Source organism: Spirulina sp. CCY15215, from assembly GCF_016888125.1.
Lineage (GTDB): Bacteria > Cyanobacteriota > Cyanobacteriia > Cyanobacteriales > Spirulinaceae > CCY15215.
Genome location: NZ_JACSWA010000581.1, coordinates 1 through 15455 on the forward strand (window position 1 = coordinate 1; position 15455 = coordinate 15455).

Here is a 15455-nt window from a genome sequence, read left to right on the forward strand (position 1 = left end):
TTGCCTAGTCAAAAATCTGTGAAGCAGGAAATCTTGAATGCGAGTTCAAGAATCTCCCGCTAGAACGCTCAAGCGTTTAGCGGTGAGAGTATGTCAAGATGCTTGTCTTTTTTGAATATAAGCGGATAAAATTCGTCCTTTTTGTCGTAACTCACCAATTTCTGTATCATTAATATCCTCAATTAAATAATCTAAATGAGTGCAAACGACACTTTTGGGAGTAAAGGCTTCTGGGGGAAGTTGTGCTAGTTGGGGCAACAGTACATCAATGAATTGACTGAATAATTCTGGATGAGAGGCGATCGCCCTTTCTCCTGCATTATACATCCCATCCAGTAAAGAAGACCAATATTCTTGCACGCCCCGATCCATTTCTCCCTTCGTTGTCATCCACCAACGCAAAAACGCAAATTGAAACTCTGCTAAAAACGCCTCAATATTCCCCTGATGTGCCACAATAAACGCCTTTTCAAAACGCGATCGAGACTCACTATTGACTTCCCCAAAAGAAGATTGCTCTAAATATAATTTCGGGGAATCCGTTTTAATATACTGGGTCAAAGATTGCCAATTCTCCCATTGATTGACAGGATAAGGCATTAACACCTGGTCCATAGCATTTTGACCAGCTAATTGGGAATACTGCTCTATTTGTTCAGGGGGATCCTCAACCAATTTTTGCAGTTCAGCATCAAATCTTTTCACCAACACCGTTTCCGCTTGGAGATAGCACCAAAATTCTCGCCATTTTCCTTGGGACAAAACCGCGCCATAATGGAAACCCCCTGGAATATCTCGAAACCCTCGGAAACCGCCTTGAATTTGATGCAGCAGCAGGTCAAGTTGAACAGACTGCTTAGGAATATCGCGCAAAATAATATAACTCATTAACCAGTATTGGTAAACCTAATTTTGTTAAAAATAAACCACTTTATTCTTTAATTGTTGTTTACTATAATTCCTTCAATTTATCATAAAAATAGTAAAGCAGCAAGAGTAAGTGACCCCAACCCTAGCAGAATTTTATCAAAAGTTCCCAGTCCTTGATCCGCCTCTTCAATATTTTCTTGAATTTGGTTCAGTTGATGATCTTGGTTTTCGGGTTGCTCAACTGGGACTGTGGCTACCTGATTCTGTGAATTTTTCTCTCGTTGTTTCTGACGGAAATCTTTTTCAATTTGTTTACCCACTGCAATAACAGTTGCACGAAGTTCTTGAACAGAACTAAATTTACCAGCTAATTCTGTAAATTGCTGTTCTTGTTGAGGAACTGTCTCCTCTAAAGTTGACAATTTTTGTGTTTCGTTCTCATTTAATGATGATTGATCTTTTAATTCTTCTCGCTTGGTTTTATCTGCTTTCAATTTAGCAGCCGCAGCCCCAACTTGAGCTAATTTGTTATAATCGTTTGATGGGTCGATTCCTTCAAAGAGAGGGATAGCAGATTTTGCCATACGGTCAATATATTTCCCTGCTTTCATGATTGCTTTATCAATGGTAGAATCTTGATATTCCCCCAGAACTTTCAAGGTATCTCCTACTTGTTCTCGGAAAGAATGAAGATGCTCATCCTCAGACATAATTAATTTAGATTCCCCTTTACCAATTTGTTGTCCAATCACAGCAAAATGAACAGCACCTTGGGTGAAATAGGCTTCATTAGAATACAAAATTGCTTCAGAGAGTACATTTTTCAGTTGAATGCCTATTTCCTTGATTTTGGCCACTGCTTGAGGGCTATTCTGTTTTAATGATTGTAGTTCTTGACGCAATTGAGTGACTTCTTTTAGTTTTTCTTCATAAATTAAATTTGCAGCAATCATTTTTTTAGAAGCTTCTTGCTGATGTTCAGAAAGATAATTTTGTCCTTGAGTTAAAACAGAACGCATATTTGTGTAAATTTGGTCGCCACTATTTTCAATTTCGTGAATTTTTGTCTCTAAATTGCTTTTATACTCTTGGTAATATCCTTCCGCATCTTCAATTTGAGCTTGTACTTGCAACTCACGGGCAAGACCATCAGGAGAACTATCTTCTTTCGCATTGACTAACATTTCGTTTTTATAAGCATTCCACTCACTTTCAGTCATATAAATTCGCATTTTTACCATTGACCAAACATCTTGGTTTATGGCAAAAGCATCAAAACTGAGTGAACTACTTTGATCTCCTGTATTTAATTCTTCAACTTCTTGAATAGGGGTAATTGTTGGTTGTTGTTCATTTTCTCCTTTCTCAAAAGGCGCTCCTTTTCCTGCTTTAGGGGTCATAAAGTCTTGAGCATAAACATTGACATCATAAACGGTTCCAGGATCTAATGACCAACCTAACTTAGTTTTGAAATATTTATTAAATAAACCAACTGCTGGAATTGAACCCGCCCCTTTCAGATTAACATCAATATCCGAAGTTAAAGATTGGCTACCTGCGGCACTCCACTTCAACACTTCATCTTTGGACAAATTTTGAAACTGCTTTTGTTGTTTTAATTCATCTCTAACTATTGTCAAAAGTTCGTTTGTTTCAGATTCCCGCAGTTTGAGAAGTATTTTCATCAGTCCTTTAAAAACTTCTGAGTGCTGTTGTGCTTCACTTTCTTGTTTGTTTCTTTCAGTCCATTTTTTAGGATTTAACAAATATTCTTGTGCTAGGAACCAGTTAGAATAAAAATCCTGATGTAATATTAATTTTGCATCTTTTTCATTCACTTGAGGTAAAGTTCCCACATTATTCCATACATCTTCTGGAGTGCGCTGTATTCCCATAGTTTGGAGAGTATCTTCTTGCACCGAAATGGTGGGTTTTGCTTGAATGTTACTTCCTCCCTGCTGTACTACATGGGTCAACTCATGGGCAATTAACTCTTGTCCTCCTTTATTGTTAGGCTGATATGCTCCTTGTTTAAAAAAGATATCTTTGCCAGTAGTAAATGCCTTGGCTTGTATGGACTCATTTAACTGGTCAGCCTGACTATCTGTATGTACCTTCACCCCCGAAAAATCTGCTCCCATCGCTTGCCCCATTTGTTGCTGCAAGCCTGCCTCTAAGGGCTGTCCATCCCCTCTCGCTTGATTAATGGAACTTTCTAACTCTGGGGAGGCTGCACCCCCTCCTAGGGCTTCTCGGCGTTGGAGAAGGGGTTTCATTTGTAACTCATCTTTCTCTGTTTCCCGTTGGACTGTTGTATTGTTAGGGTCAGTTTGAGGCGAGTTAATTTGTTCTACTACATTTTTGGACACCTGCTCTGCTTCCTGTTCGTATTTGTCCCCCACTTCCCCAATGGTGAGTTTGGCTTGAACAGGGGCTTGATGTCCGTATAATGCTGCGGGGGAAGTAGAATTACCAGCTTGCCAATTCTCTGCACTGGGTTGCCACTGGGGTAACGCTGAGTCTTTTGAGTCTTTTGAGTCTTTTTTAGTCTCTTTTTTAGTCTGTACCACAGGGGAGGGGGAAAAACGGGCTGTTTTCCGGTTTGGGGTAGAGTGATTTAGTTTTGGGGCGTAGGACTTGCTTGAGGAACTCATAGCTTGGAAGCAAAGAAATCTTAATCCCCCAATTCTAAACTAGATTTCTCCCTTTGAAGACAATTTTTATTAAAATTACTTTCCTACCTCTTATAATCCAAATATAGTGTGTGTTTCTTCCTATATCACATCCAACATGGTTTCCGATAGGCTCCCAACAATGACTGATTGGCATCAAGAAAATTATCAATACCTGATGCGATCGCTAACTAAGGTTCATTTTGTTCTAGATCGCTACATTTCTCGTTTACATAACTCAAAGGAGAAACTTACTCAAATTGAACCTCCAGATCCAGAAGCGATCGCGGCACAAATGACTCAATCTCCTGCTTTACTCCATTTGTGTCAATGTTTCAATTTATCCTCGTTTGAGCGCGATATTCTACTACTTTGTGTTGGCAGAGCTATACATCCCAATTTTCGCGATTTATGTGCCTTAGCGAACCAAAAAGCCGATACTCATTATCCCACATTTCACCTTGCCCTAAAACTCTTTCCCGATAGCCATTGGACTGCATTTCATCCCAACGCTCCCCTCCGTCGTTGGCAACTGTTAAAATGGGATGCCCAAGAAGATATTACCCATGCAAATTTGCAGATTGATGAAGCTATTTTACATTATCTATTGGGGGAAACCTATCAAGATCTGCTCTTATCTGGAGCGATCGAGCCATTTTTACCCCGTTGGGCTGCCCCGATTTTACCTGCCTCTCATCAAGCGGTTGTCGAACAGGTAACAGAGATTTTTCGTACTCACGAGGAGGACAACCCAATTGTTCAGTTGTGCGGGTCAGATCAGGAGACCAAAAGTGCGATCGCCTACACTATTTCTCAACACCTCAACCTCCCTCTTTATACCCTCTCTACTCAGTCCTTATCCACCGATCGAGAGGAAATGAAACGTTTAAGTTTGCGTTGGCAACGATGGGTAAAATTAACACCCAGTCTTTTACAATTAGAAGATGACCAGAAACCCTCTCAAAGGCAAACTTCTTCTACTGAAACCTTTTTACAGAATATCAATACACCCCTGATTTTTTCTGCCCCAGAGCGAGTTTATCTCCCTCGTCAAGGCATAATTCCCTTAGATGTTCCCCCTTTAACCCATCAGGAACAATTGACATTGTGGGAACATTCTTTAGGGGAAACAGCCTTGGAATTAAACGGTCATTTACACCACATTGTGGCACAGTTCAATCTCTCTCCTCTCGCGATTCAATCCGCTAGTTTATCGATTCTTCCTCAAAGTTCTACACCCATTATCCATCAGCATCTTTGGGATTATTGTCGTCGCCAGGCCCGCCCCCGTTTAGAGCATTTGACTCAACGCATTGAAACCCAGGCCAGTTGGGAGGATTTGGTTTTACCCGAGCGAGAAAAAGCAAGTCTCGAAAGTATTATTATTCAAGTGCAGCACTTGGCTAAAGTGTATGAGGAATGGGGGTTTGGGGGTAGGGGAAAACGAGGTTTAGGGATTAGTGCGCTGTTTGCGGGGGCCAGTGGGACAGGGAAAACGATGGCGGCTGAGATGATTGCTGGGGCATTAAACTTAGATTTATTTCGGATCGATCTCAGTGCTGTGACCAGCAAGTATATTGGGGAGACGGAGAAGAATTTACGAGAAATTTTTGATGGGGCAGAAGCGGGGGGAGCCGTATTATTGTTTGATGAAGCCGATGCCCTGTTTGGGAAACGAACTCAAGTGCAAGATAGCCGCGATCGCCATGCCAATCTGGAGGTGAGTTATTTACTCCAACGCATGGAGGCTTATCAGGGTTTGGCTATTCTCACCACCAATCTCAAAGACTCCCTAGATCGGGCATTTATCCGTCGTTTGCGTTTTATTGTCAATTTTCCTTTTCCTAACGTAGCAGCCAGAAGTGAAATTTGGCGACGTATTTTCCCAGAGAAAACTCCTACCAATGGACTGAAATATGAGCGTTTGGGTCAGTTGAATGTGTCTGGGGGAAATATTTATGCGATCGCCCTTAATGCGGCGTTTTTAGCGGTGCATGAGGAAAAACCCGTGATGATGAAACATATTTTACAAGCTGCCCAAGCTGAATATCTCAAATTAGGACAAGGTTTAACCGATGCAGAAGTAAAGGAATGGTTAGAGACAGGGAGTTAAATCCCTGACTGGCGACTCTAAATGCCCATTACTCATTGGAATCCAACTCATCCAAAATGGTAATGTTCTCTTTATCTATTGCCAAATTATTGTTCATCATTTTTTAGTAAAATCATTGGGATCTAATTCATCTAAAATGGTAAAGCGGACATGATTGATGGCTAGTTCTCCAATAGAAACTTTTTCTTTAGGAATGGGGGCATCTTGAATATAAAGTTTTTCAAAAGGTACACCCTTGGCCATTTCCGCATGATACCAAGCTAATCCCATAAAAAAGCGAGTGGGATAAGGACCCCCTTCATTAATATCATCGGGGTTAGATTCCATTGGCAACCAACCAAAACCTGGTAAGAAAAACTCCATCCAAACATGATTAAAATCCGGTTCGAGAGGGATAAATTTTTCTAAAGGTTTAGGGGGGCATTTATAGCGTCCGACGGTACGAGAAGCAATGCCATTTAGACGCGCTAAAGCGAGTAAAACTCCTAAATATTCGCCGCAAGAGCCTATCCCCCTTGCTAGGGCAACATCGGGGGTATCAATATGGGGTTTGATGCCGTAAGAAAGGCGATCGTAAACGTAATTGCGAATGTTATACATTTTTCGTAAAACATTAGTTTCATCGGCGATCGCATCTTTGGCGGCACGCTGAATGTTTTCCTTATCCATCGCTAAATTATCATTATCCACGAGATAGCGATCGCAATATTCTGAGGGCATTTCCGGCACGTTTTCCCCGTCTTGGGGTCCGAATTGATATTTGATGCCCCATACTTCTAACACTGCCTTCCAGCCGAAAATATAGCGCTGTTCTGAGTTCAATTTCTCGAATTTAAAAACGGCGATGTGCTGACCGTCGATGATTCTTTCTTCAAAGGGCAAACCAATGGGTTCGACTTGTCGCACTTTCTGACGCTGGGTTTCTGCTGGGAGGGCAATGCGCCATTCCAAATCTTCCAGTTCTACGGGATCGAGGGGAGATAATTCTTCGGTGTAGGACATCTCCAATAAAAAGCCATTAGAACGGGCGTATTTTTCGGCGGGATTGTAATGAAAATAAAGGGGATGAATGAAAGTGCGATCGCGGTACTGTAATTCGTAATTGGGATTAGCGTTAGGATTATCGCGAATGTAGGGTTCTTCGTAAGCATAAGCAACGTAAAGAATTTCTTCTCCCGTGGTTTTATCCTGATGAAAGGCCAGTCCGGTGGGATTTTCAAAAGGAGTTAAAACGCTAAATTTTAATTCTCCCGTGGCGCGATCGAGACAATAAACACTTTGTTCATCATCATCGCACAGCCATAATTCTTCTCCTTTAACGGTAATATTTTCGATTCCGATTCCAGGTAGGTACAAACGGGTAATTTCTCGCCGAGTTTCGCGACTAAAGATGAAAATACAACCATCTCGCATGGAGGTAATATAAACCGTAGAGTCTAAGACGGCAATGCCATTGGCGGGATGATGGAGACTAATAAAACGCTGAGGTTTAATCTCTTCGTTTAAGGTACAGAAATAAACATCTTCATTGCGGGTAAACCAAAGGGTATCCCCGGCGATCGCCAATCCTGTTGCTCCCACAAAATCTTGCCAGCAATGATGATTGAGAATTGTAGTATTGTCGGTGATGGGATCGATCTGGAGTAGATAGCCATTGGTGGAATCTAGAGCGTAGAGTTTATCTCCTTGGAAGGTGATGCCACGAATAATGGCCGCTGCGATCGGGCGAATGGTTCTCGACTTTTTAGGTAAATGAGGTAAAACAGAGAGAGGGGGATCTGGAATCATTTTGGATTTCGGTGAAGTTCAAAGAGTCACTATTGAGGTTTTTACTGAAGTCTCGTCTCCGATCGGACAGTCCTACAATCGATTAACTTAACAGAATCAAGACCGATCTCAATGCTCGGGATGAACTTTTAAGCGTTTTAACCAGAAAACGACTCTCGATTATTTAGGGAGGGCATCTACTAAAAGAACGGGACTATCTTATTTCATCCGATCTGTTCTATATCAGGGTGTAGCTGGCAAATATCAACTTATCTTTACGTCTTACTGGATTAACGGATTATGCGTTTATCAAAATCTCATCTTTTTCAATTCTTGGCTTTGGCTGTGGGGACGACGTTATTGACTGGATTTTCCGGTGCGATCGCCCCTTCTGGAGCGCTTTTGGCTCAAGGTATTCCCAGTCAGTGGGATAATGCTAATTTTACGCCTCCTGCGGGTTTGGGGGCTCCCGAACGCACCCAATCGGGGGGAACTCGTAGCGGCGATCGCAACCCTCTTGGATTGGCGGCTTTGGTACCGGCTTCTAATTTTGGCGTAACAGTAACAGATAGTACGTCAGTATTTATTTATGTGCCTGCGATGGCCAATACCAACGCAACGCGAGATATTTATTTTCAATTGACGGATGCAAGCGATCGCCTCGTGTATGAAGCTGAATATCAAATTTCTGGGGCTGAAGGTATTCTCCGCATTGTGATTCCTGAAACGAATGAAAAGGGAGAAAATCTTTTAGCTGAGGAACAAGATTATTCTTGGTCTGTGAATGCCTACGATGAGACTAATGAAGTGGTGAGTGAAGTTTATAGTTCGATTCGACGAGTTCCCCTGTCTGGGGAAATGACGGCTGAATTGTCCGGTAAGTCTTCTCACGAACAAGCTCGCCTTTTAGCGGATAAGTCGATTTGGTATGGTGCTTTAAATAAGTTAGCACAGGCTTATCAGGAAAATCCCGATGATGCCGCGATCGCACAGGATTGGAAAAAACTGCTCCAAGCTGCGGGTTTAGAAAGTTTCAGCAGACTTTCTGCTAATACGTTTATTGTTCCTGAAGTTGCCACTTCCCAGACATTTTAGGGGTTCCGATCGGTTTTTAAAAACCTCAAGGGTGGCTTTTAGATTCTCCCCCCCTTATCTTAGATTCTCCCCCCTTATCTTAGATTCTCCCCCCTTATCTTAGATTCTCCCCCCTTATCTTAGATTCTCCCCCCTTATCAAGGGGGGCTGGGGGGGATAGAATCAATTTCAAAGTGATAAGTAGAGTCGCGTTTACCAAACCATTGATAACGATTATCGCGAATTTGTTCGTAAGTGCGATCGCCAAACCATTTCATGCCAGGAATAGCACGATAAGTATTAACAAATAATTCTCCCATTGGCAATAAGCGGGTAATTTCTTCGGCTGCAACACTTCCTTGCCAGCATTTTTCAGGAGTGTTGCGATCGATTAAAATCATGCCCATTTCGCAATCTTGTGGGGTAATATTAAAAGATTCCAAATTCTCTCGATCCTGCATGGGAATATAATTAAATAATTGCCCGCGATCGAACTGTTCGAGGAGTTGCGTAAAGGTGACACAGAGATTGCAGTTTCCATCGTAAATAACATAATATTTAGCAATATTCTCGCTCATTTTTCCTCTTGTTTGGTTAGTTCTAGGAATAACTTTTCTAGATCGTTGCCTGTATAAAAGACTTCTTGGGGATAAATTTCACGATCGCACAAAGATTTTATCGCCAATTCGCTATCAATACCACGAAGGTCAATCGAATCGTTATTTTTGTTAATATAAGTAACATTGTCTAGTGTTTCTAAAACCTGAAAAGCAGCATCTAAATTCTTGACCTTAATGCGAATATTCTTTTCTTCTCCTCGCATTTCTGCCATTGTCCCTTGAGCAATTAAAGCACCGTGATTTAAGACAGCAATACGATTACATACTTGTTCGATTTCATAGAGTAGATGACTGGATAAAAATACCGTTACTCCTTCCTTAGATAAAGTTTGAATAATTTGACGCATCTCCTGCATTCCTGCTGGATCCATGCCATTTGTTGGCTCATCTAAGATTAAAAGCTGAGGTTGATGTAGAATAGCCAAAGCCATCCCCAAACGCTGTTTCATTCCCGTAGAAAACTTATCGGGTTTGCGTCGGGCTACATCAGCTAAACCCACTAATTCTAAAACAGTTTGGACGCGATTTTTAGGCAAATCCGGGTATAGAGTTGCCATTAGTTGTAAGTTTTTTCTCGCCGACAAATGGGGAATTAAAGCGGGAATTGCTCCCACTAATGCCCCCACATGACGTAAAACTTTATTGTGATTGGGAGTAACTTTTTCTCCCAAAACTTTGACTTCGCCTCCTGTGGGACGGATCAGCCCTAAGAGCATAGCAATTGTAGTGGTTTTTCCTGCCCCATTCGGTCCTAAAAAACCAAACACATCCCCTTTACGAACCGTAATATTGACATTTTCAACGGCGGTTAATTTTCGATAATTTTTTCTAAGATTGTGAGTTTGGACAATGATATTGTTTTCCATGAGAAAGTAGGGAAAGTTTGCCTTTCTTACTATAATCGAGAATGGCGATCGCCTCCCTGCAATTTTCCCTCATCTTTATTCATCAAGCCCCATTTGCCCGCGATATCCTGTACAAATGCGTGTCCCATCCTTGAGAATGTGAATCTCCATTTGGTCGCTACCCCAAGTAATTTTATCCTGAAAAGCAGGATTAAAAATATTAACCCGTTGATTGCGAGAAGCAACAGGAGAATCTGGAGAATGAATCGCTAGAGACTCCATATAAGGACCATCGATTAAAATATCGAGTTGTTCGAGAAGTTCTTTTGCACCTAAAGGGGCAGTTTTAGATCGCAATTTTTCGAGGGTAAACCCCGTAAAAGACATCACATTTAAGCCATTTTCTCGCAATTTCCCCGCTAATTTTGCCAGCGATCGCGCTTGCCAAAAAGGTTCTCCTCCAGAAAAGGTTACACCCTCATTGTTAGGGTTGCTGAGGATTTTTTCTGCGAGGGTATCGACAGAAATTAATTGATTGATGTCAAAAGACCAAGACTCGGGATTAAAACAGCCTTGGCATTCTTGAAAGCATCCTTGCACCCAAACCACCGCCCGAGAGCCGGGACCATTGACTTGAGATTCATCCACACATCCCATAATATTGAGATGATTGGGGGGAATTTTTTGCAGGGCTTCGTAGGCTTCAGTAAATTTTTGGGAAAATGTTGTGTGACTCATGACTCGCTTAAATATTTAACCCGTCATTTCAGTGAACAGTGAACGATGAACAGTACCTCTACTGCTTTTGTTTCGTTGGAGAAAATTATGGTAGTCACCCTCCTCCATATAGTTGTAGCAAGTTTTGTAGCCAGTTATACCCTAGGGTAGAAAAACTTTATATTCTTTTCCGTTCCCACTAACCTCGCGATAAACTGAACGTAACAATTCATCTTCAGATCGCCGTGACTAATCGCCTTTCTCAATCCGAAAGCCTCTATCTTCGCAAACACGCAGAAAATCCGATTGACTGGTGGCCGTGGTGCGAGGAAGCCCTGAATAAGGCAAAAACCGAGGATAAACCGATTTTTTTGTCTATCGGTTATTCAAGTTGTCACTGGTGTACGGTGATGGAAGGGGAAGCATTTTCTAATGAGGCGATCGCGCACTATATGAATGCCAATTTTGTCCCCATTAAGGTCGATCGCGAAGAACGTCCGGATATTGATAGTATTTATATGCAGGCGCTACAGGCCATGACAGGACAAGGAGGCTGGCCGCTTAATATTTTCTTAACACCAGGCGATCGCATTCCTTTTTATGGGGGGACGTATTTTCCGGTTGAACCCCGTTTTGGTCGTCCTGGTTTTATTGAAGTGCTACAAGGAATTCAGAATTTTTATCAGGTTGAAAAGGAGAAGTTACAAGGGGTTACACAGGAAATGTTTGGTTTATTGCAGCGATCGACCTTACTTCCCCAAGCTCCAAAAAATATCCTCACGGATGCTCTTTTGCAAACAGGTATTGAAACCAGTTCTCAGATTATCGATCGCAAGGATATGGGATCCCCTAGTTTTCCCATGATTCCCTATGCAGATTTAGTGGTGCAAGGAAGCCGTTTTCCTTCGCAAGAGGAGGCGAAAATAGCCGCCAAACAACGCGGAGACGATCTTGCCTCGGGCGGAATTTACGACCATGTTGCAGGAGGATTTCACCGCTATACCGTGGATGCAACTTGGACTGTACCGCATTTTGAGAAGATGCTCTACGATAATGGGCAAATTTTGGACTATTTGGCTTCGTTGTGGAATGCAGGGATGGAAGAACCTGCATACTTGCGTGCAGTGGAGGGGACGATCGCATGGTTGCAACGAGAAATGGTTTCCCCGCAAGGTTATTTTTACGCAGCGCAAGATGCAGATAGTTTCGCGACTCCTGAAGAAATTGAACCCGAGGAAGGGGCATTTTGTGTCTGGAAATATGCAGAGTTAGAACAACTCCTCGATCCTGCCGAATTGGCCGCGCTACAGGCTGACTTTACGGTTAGTTCTACGGGCAATTTTGAGGGCAATAACGTACTGCAACGCCGGAGTGCGGGTAAACTATCGGAAATGAGCGAGAAGGCACTTTCTCGGCTATTTTTGGCGCGTTATGGGGAATCCCTTGGGGCGATCGACACCTTCCCTCCCGCACGAGATAATCAAGAAGCGAAAACCAAGCAATGGAAAGGGCGCATCCCTGCGGTTACAGATACTAAAATGATTGTAGCGTGGAATAGTTTAATGATTTCAGGGCTGGCACGGGTGTATCAGGTTTTTAAAAACCCGATCGCCTGGGAATTGGCTAAAAATGCGACTCAATTCATTCTAAAGCATCAGTGGATCGAGGGACGCTTTCATCGCTTGAATTATGAGGGAAAAGCGCGAGTTTTGGCACAGTCTGAGGATTATGCACTATTTATTAAAGCCTTATTGGACTGCGATCGCGCTAGTGCGGTAATGGGGGAAACTGGGGGAATTTGGCGAGAAGAAGCGATACGAGTACAGGAGGAGTTTGATGAGTTTCTCTGGAGTCTAGAAATGGGAGGCTATTACAATGCACCGATGGATGCCAGCGAAGATTTGTTAATTCGAGAACGCAGTTATATTGATAATGCTACCCCTGCGGCTAATGGTATCGCGGCGGCCAATTTGGTACGCTTGGGGTTATTAACAGATAATACCCATTATTTAGAGCAGGCTGAGGCAATTTTGCAAGCCTTTAGTCCTATTATGGAACAGTCTCCCCAAGCCTGTCCCAGTTTGTTTTTGGGGTTAGATTGGTATTTGCATTCTACTCTAATTCGGACGACAGGCGATCGCGTTTCTCAATTGGCTGTACGGTATTTTCCCAAGAGTGTCTATCAGGTGGAAGAGAAAGTTCCTGAAGATGCGATCGGTTTGATTTGTAAAGGGTTGGCTTGTTTGCCAACGGCACATAGTTGGGAGCAATTATTAACTCAAATTGAGAAATGTCATGGAATAGCGGAGATTTCTAGATGAAATCAACGTCTAAAAAAGGAATTTGGCGATCGCGTGTTAAAATAAAACTATTGAGCAATATGCCAACTTATCCATGACTTATCATAATATTATTACCATTGAACCTGATAAACGCGGCGGCAAACCTTGCGTTAGAAAAATGCGGATTACCGTTTATGATGTTTTGGGATGGTTGGCAGCAGGAATGTCTTTTGCTGAAATTTTAGATGATTTTCCAGAATTGACAGAAGAAGATATTAAAGCCTGTTTAGAATTTGCAAGCGATCGCGAACATCGTTTAGTTGCTATGGTAAGATAAAAATTGAAACTCTTGTTCGATTTTTTTATATTTTATCCTTCTTTTAAAAAATAATTAACTGCTGCATCTCCTAACCCTTGAGTTGCAGTAATAGCCGCAGCCGCAGAAGTTATGCTACCTGCTACAGGCAAAAACTTAAGCGCGAAATCTGCCAGTCCTATTGTTGCTGCATTTGCACTAACAGCTACCCCACTGGTTACTAAAAAATCTTTGACAGTTTCTTGAGAAAAATCACGGCCACTTAGCCAACCAATATACATTACCATGAAAGTCTGAATAGCCAAAACAGGAGCAATTGAAGTACCAGGAATGGGATTTGTTGAGACTACACCAGCAATAACTACACAAGCACTTTGTATTGTCCTGGCAACAGTGAGTTGAGTTCCTTTTATCTGTGCCATTCTTGCTAAACTTCCCCGTCTTTCTTTGGGTGTATATTTCATCATTGTTTCAATCAACTTATCAATATTCCATCGATAGTCTTCATCAGGTAATATCAAACCAGAATTTCCTTCTTCATATTCGGCATAAGCACAAGTGGGAATAGCCTCTTTAAGACAGGACTGTAATTCTATTTTTTGTTGAATATATGTGAAAAAGCTCCGAGTGCAATCCTCAACATTTCTTCGTTTTCTTGCATCTTTGTTATTGCTTCCAGATAAATTAGCTGTCGGTGGAGCAACTTGATCGCACTGCGTTAAAACCCCAACTATAGATAATTTCTCGTGAGCATGAATTTCTTTTATACTTCTGACAATAGATGTGCAAATGCTTAAATCTTCTTGAATGGCTGCATGAACTTCAGTGGCTTTGCAAACCAACAAAATAATATCAGGATATTCTTTTTTTATAGCATTTTTTATACTCTCCAAAGGTGTTTTTGCACTATCTGCTTGACGTGGAGCTTCTGCTTCTTGTAATCCTCTTGTGTCCAAAATACGCACTAACTCAACACCATCGTGTTCATAAGTTTTCCATTCTGCCTTACCCGTTTCTGGTCTTGTATCACTTATTGGAGCTATCTTTAATCCACAAATAGCATTGATTAAAGAAGATTTACCCGATCGAGATCGCCCAATAACCATGATGCGAGGTGGACGAAGTGCTTGCATACTAGAACGGATATTCTCAATACTTTCTTGTAAATTACTCGAAAAAGGAATTTTATCAATAAATTTTTGAAACCAGACGACAGCACTCTCGGTACGATTTAAAGCAGTTTCTTCCATAATATTATGTATGCTCCTAGTATTGAAAAATTAGCGTTAGAATCCATTTAAACAGAGAACAATAGTACCTACAAATTATGAAATCTAACAGACTCTAATGCGTGATTAAACAATATCTTACAAGAGGTACGATAGTCAAGAGATTTGCTAGGTCAATTATTAATAGGATTTACGCATTAACGGGCAAGATGCCCGCACTACCATAGCAAGAGAATACAAATACAGTAGTGGGAGCGTCTCGCTCCCTAGCTGTGTAAGTCCCTAATTAATTAATCCTTCATTTTGCCAATATTTTACCAGTTCTGATCCTGTTTTTGGAGGATTTGTTAAAACTTGTCTAGCCGAGAGAAGATGCAAAATATATTCAGATAAAGATAAATCGATCTTTTCAGCTTCAAGAGATAATTCTTGTTCTAATTCTTGAGATAATTCTAGAGTAATTGTCATGATAGTAAATTGCTAATAATTTAAGCTACAGCAAACTCAGTTAGCTTACGAGTTTCCGGATCGTGGAAAGCCAACACAATATCTTCTTTCGGTACACCTTCCCTTAATAACTCAGTCGCAATACCTTCCTCAGTCCAATCCTCCTCAATATAAATTTTATCATTTTTAATGCGAATATGAACATGAGTTGATTTTAGGCGTTTATCTTCCTGCCAATCAACCGTTAACCAAAGATAATGATCGTGAGTTTCATCAAATACCAAACAAGTTTCAGAATGATAGTCAGGTGATTGATGGACTAAGCGATCGTATTCGGTTAAAATTCTCTTGATTAACTCTCGATATTGGATGATTTTATCCATGAAGTAATTTTCTCCTGTTTATTATTAAAAACAATAAAGTTAATTTGATGGCGTTTGATTACAGCTTGAATGGATTTTCTTTGAAAGAAAGTATTAAATACTGACGAGAAGATATTTTTT

General features: G+C 41.3%; 13 protein-coding genes and 1 pseudogene. 4 read left to right on the forward strand and 10 right to left on the reverse strand.

The window, feature by feature from the left end; translation table 11 throughout:
* Positions 1-93: 93 nt before the first annotated feature.
* Both JUI58_RS20595 and JUI58_RS20600 read right to left on the reverse strand, forming a co-directional pair.
* Complete coding sequence (locus tag JUI58_RS20595; RefSeq protein ID WP_204105696.1) at positions 94-888, reverse strand: hypothetical protein; 795 nt, start codon at positions 886-888, stop codon at positions 94-96.
* An 83-nt stretch (positions 889-971) separates the two neighbouring features.
* Positions 972-3524: a DUF4157 domain-containing protein gene (locus JUI58_RS20600; RefSeq protein ID WP_204105697.1), complete on the reverse strand. Its 2553-nt coding sequence runs from the start codon at positions 3522-3524 to the stop codon at positions 972-974.
* A gap of 160 nt (positions 3525-3684) precedes the next feature.
* Between JUI58_RS20600 and JUI58_RS20605 the strand changes: the two genes are divergently transcribed.
* Positions 3685-5655: an ATP-binding protein gene (locus JUI58_RS20605; protein WP_204105698.1), complete on the forward strand. Its 1971-nt coding sequence runs from the start codon at positions 3685-3687 to the stop codon at positions 5653-5655.
* A 96-nt stretch (positions 5656-5751) separates the two neighbouring features.
* On the opposite strand, the gene JUI58_RS20610 is transcribed toward JUI58_RS20605, so the two are convergent.
* Positions 5752-7443 carry a transglutaminase family protein gene (locus JUI58_RS20610; RefSeq protein ID WP_204105699.1) on the reverse strand — a complete coding sequence of 564 codons (1692 nt, stop codon included), beginning with the start codon at positions 7441-7443 and terminating at the stop codon, positions 5752-5754.
* Between the two features lie 279 nt (positions 7444-7722).
* Between JUI58_RS20610 and JUI58_RS20615 the strand changes: the two genes are divergently transcribed.
* Entirely contained in the window at positions 7723-8517 is a 795-nt protein-coding gene (locus JUI58_RS20615) for a DUF928 domain-containing protein (protein WP_204105700.1), read from the forward strand.
* Between the two features lie 137 nt (positions 8518-8654).
* On the opposite strand, the gene JUI58_RS20620 is transcribed toward JUI58_RS20615, so the two are convergent.
* The 3 genes from JUI58_RS20620 to JUI58_RS20630 all read right to left on the reverse strand — a co-directional run bounded on the left by JUI58_RS20620 (position 8655) and on the right by JUI58_RS20630 (position 10699).
* The gene (locus tag JUI58_RS20620) at positions 8655-9074 is read right to left on the reverse strand and encodes a DCC1-like thiol-disulfide oxidoreductase family protein (protein WP_204105701.1); all 420 of its coding nucleotides are present in this window, start codon (positions 9072-9074) and stop codon (positions 8655-8657) included.
* Positions 9071-9982, reverse strand: coding sequence for an ATP-binding cassette domain-containing protein (locus JUI58_RS20625; RefSeq protein WP_204105702.1), 912 nt, complete (start codon positions 9980-9982; stop codon positions 9071-9073). Before JUI58_RS20625 ends, JUI58_RS20620 begins: the two co-directional genes overlap by 4 nt.
* Before the next feature lie 75 nt (positions 9983-10057).
* Positions 10058-10699 (reverse strand): 4Fe-4S single cluster domain-containing protein, encoded by a 642-nt coding sequence (locus tag JUI58_RS20630; RefSeq protein ID WP_204105703.1) that lies wholly within the window; start codon positions 10697-10699, stop codon positions 10058-10060.
* 224 nt (positions 10700-10923) lie between these two features.
* Between JUI58_RS20630 and JUI58_RS20635 the strand changes: the two genes are divergently transcribed.
* Both JUI58_RS20635 and JUI58_RS20640 read left to right on the forward strand, forming a co-directional pair.
* Complete coding sequence (locus JUI58_RS20635) at positions 10924-12999, forward strand: thioredoxin domain-containing protein (protein WP_204105704.1); 2076 nt, start codon at positions 10924-10926, stop codon at positions 12997-12999.
* A 73-nt stretch (positions 13000-13072) separates the two neighbouring features.
* Positions 13073-13297, forward strand: coding sequence for a DUF433 domain-containing protein (locus JUI58_RS20640; RefSeq protein WP_204105705.1), 225 nt, complete (start codon positions 13073-13075; stop codon positions 13295-13297).
* 32 nt (positions 13298-13329) lie between these two features.
* Here the strand turns inward: JUI58_RS20640 and JUI58_RS20645 are convergent, their stop codons facing one another.
* The 4 genes and pseudogenes from JUI58_RS20645 to JUI58_RS27885 form a co-directional block, all read right to left on the reverse strand.
* Entirely contained in the window at positions 13330-14526 is a 1197-nt protein-coding gene (locus JUI58_RS20645) for a GTPase (protein WP_204105706.1), read from the reverse strand.
* A 264-nt stretch (positions 14527-14790) separates the two neighbouring features.
* Positions 14791-14973 (reverse strand): annotated as a pseudogene (locus JUI58_RS20650) (hypothetical protein); the annotation flags it as partial.
* Between the two features lie 20 nt (positions 14974-14993).
* Positions 14994-15335: a XisI protein gene (locus JUI58_RS20655; RefSeq protein WP_204105708.1), complete on the reverse strand. Its 342-nt coding sequence runs from the start codon at positions 15333-15335 to the stop codon at positions 14994-14996.
* A complete protein-coding gene (locus JUI58_RS27885) occupies positions 15305-15448 on the reverse strand; it encodes an element excision factor XisH family protein (RefSeq protein ID WP_204105755.1) in 144 nt (47 codons plus the stop codon). The genes JUI58_RS20655 and JUI58_RS27885 overlap by 31 nt, the downstream gene beginning before the upstream one ends.
* Positions 15449-15455: the final 7 nt, after the last annotated feature.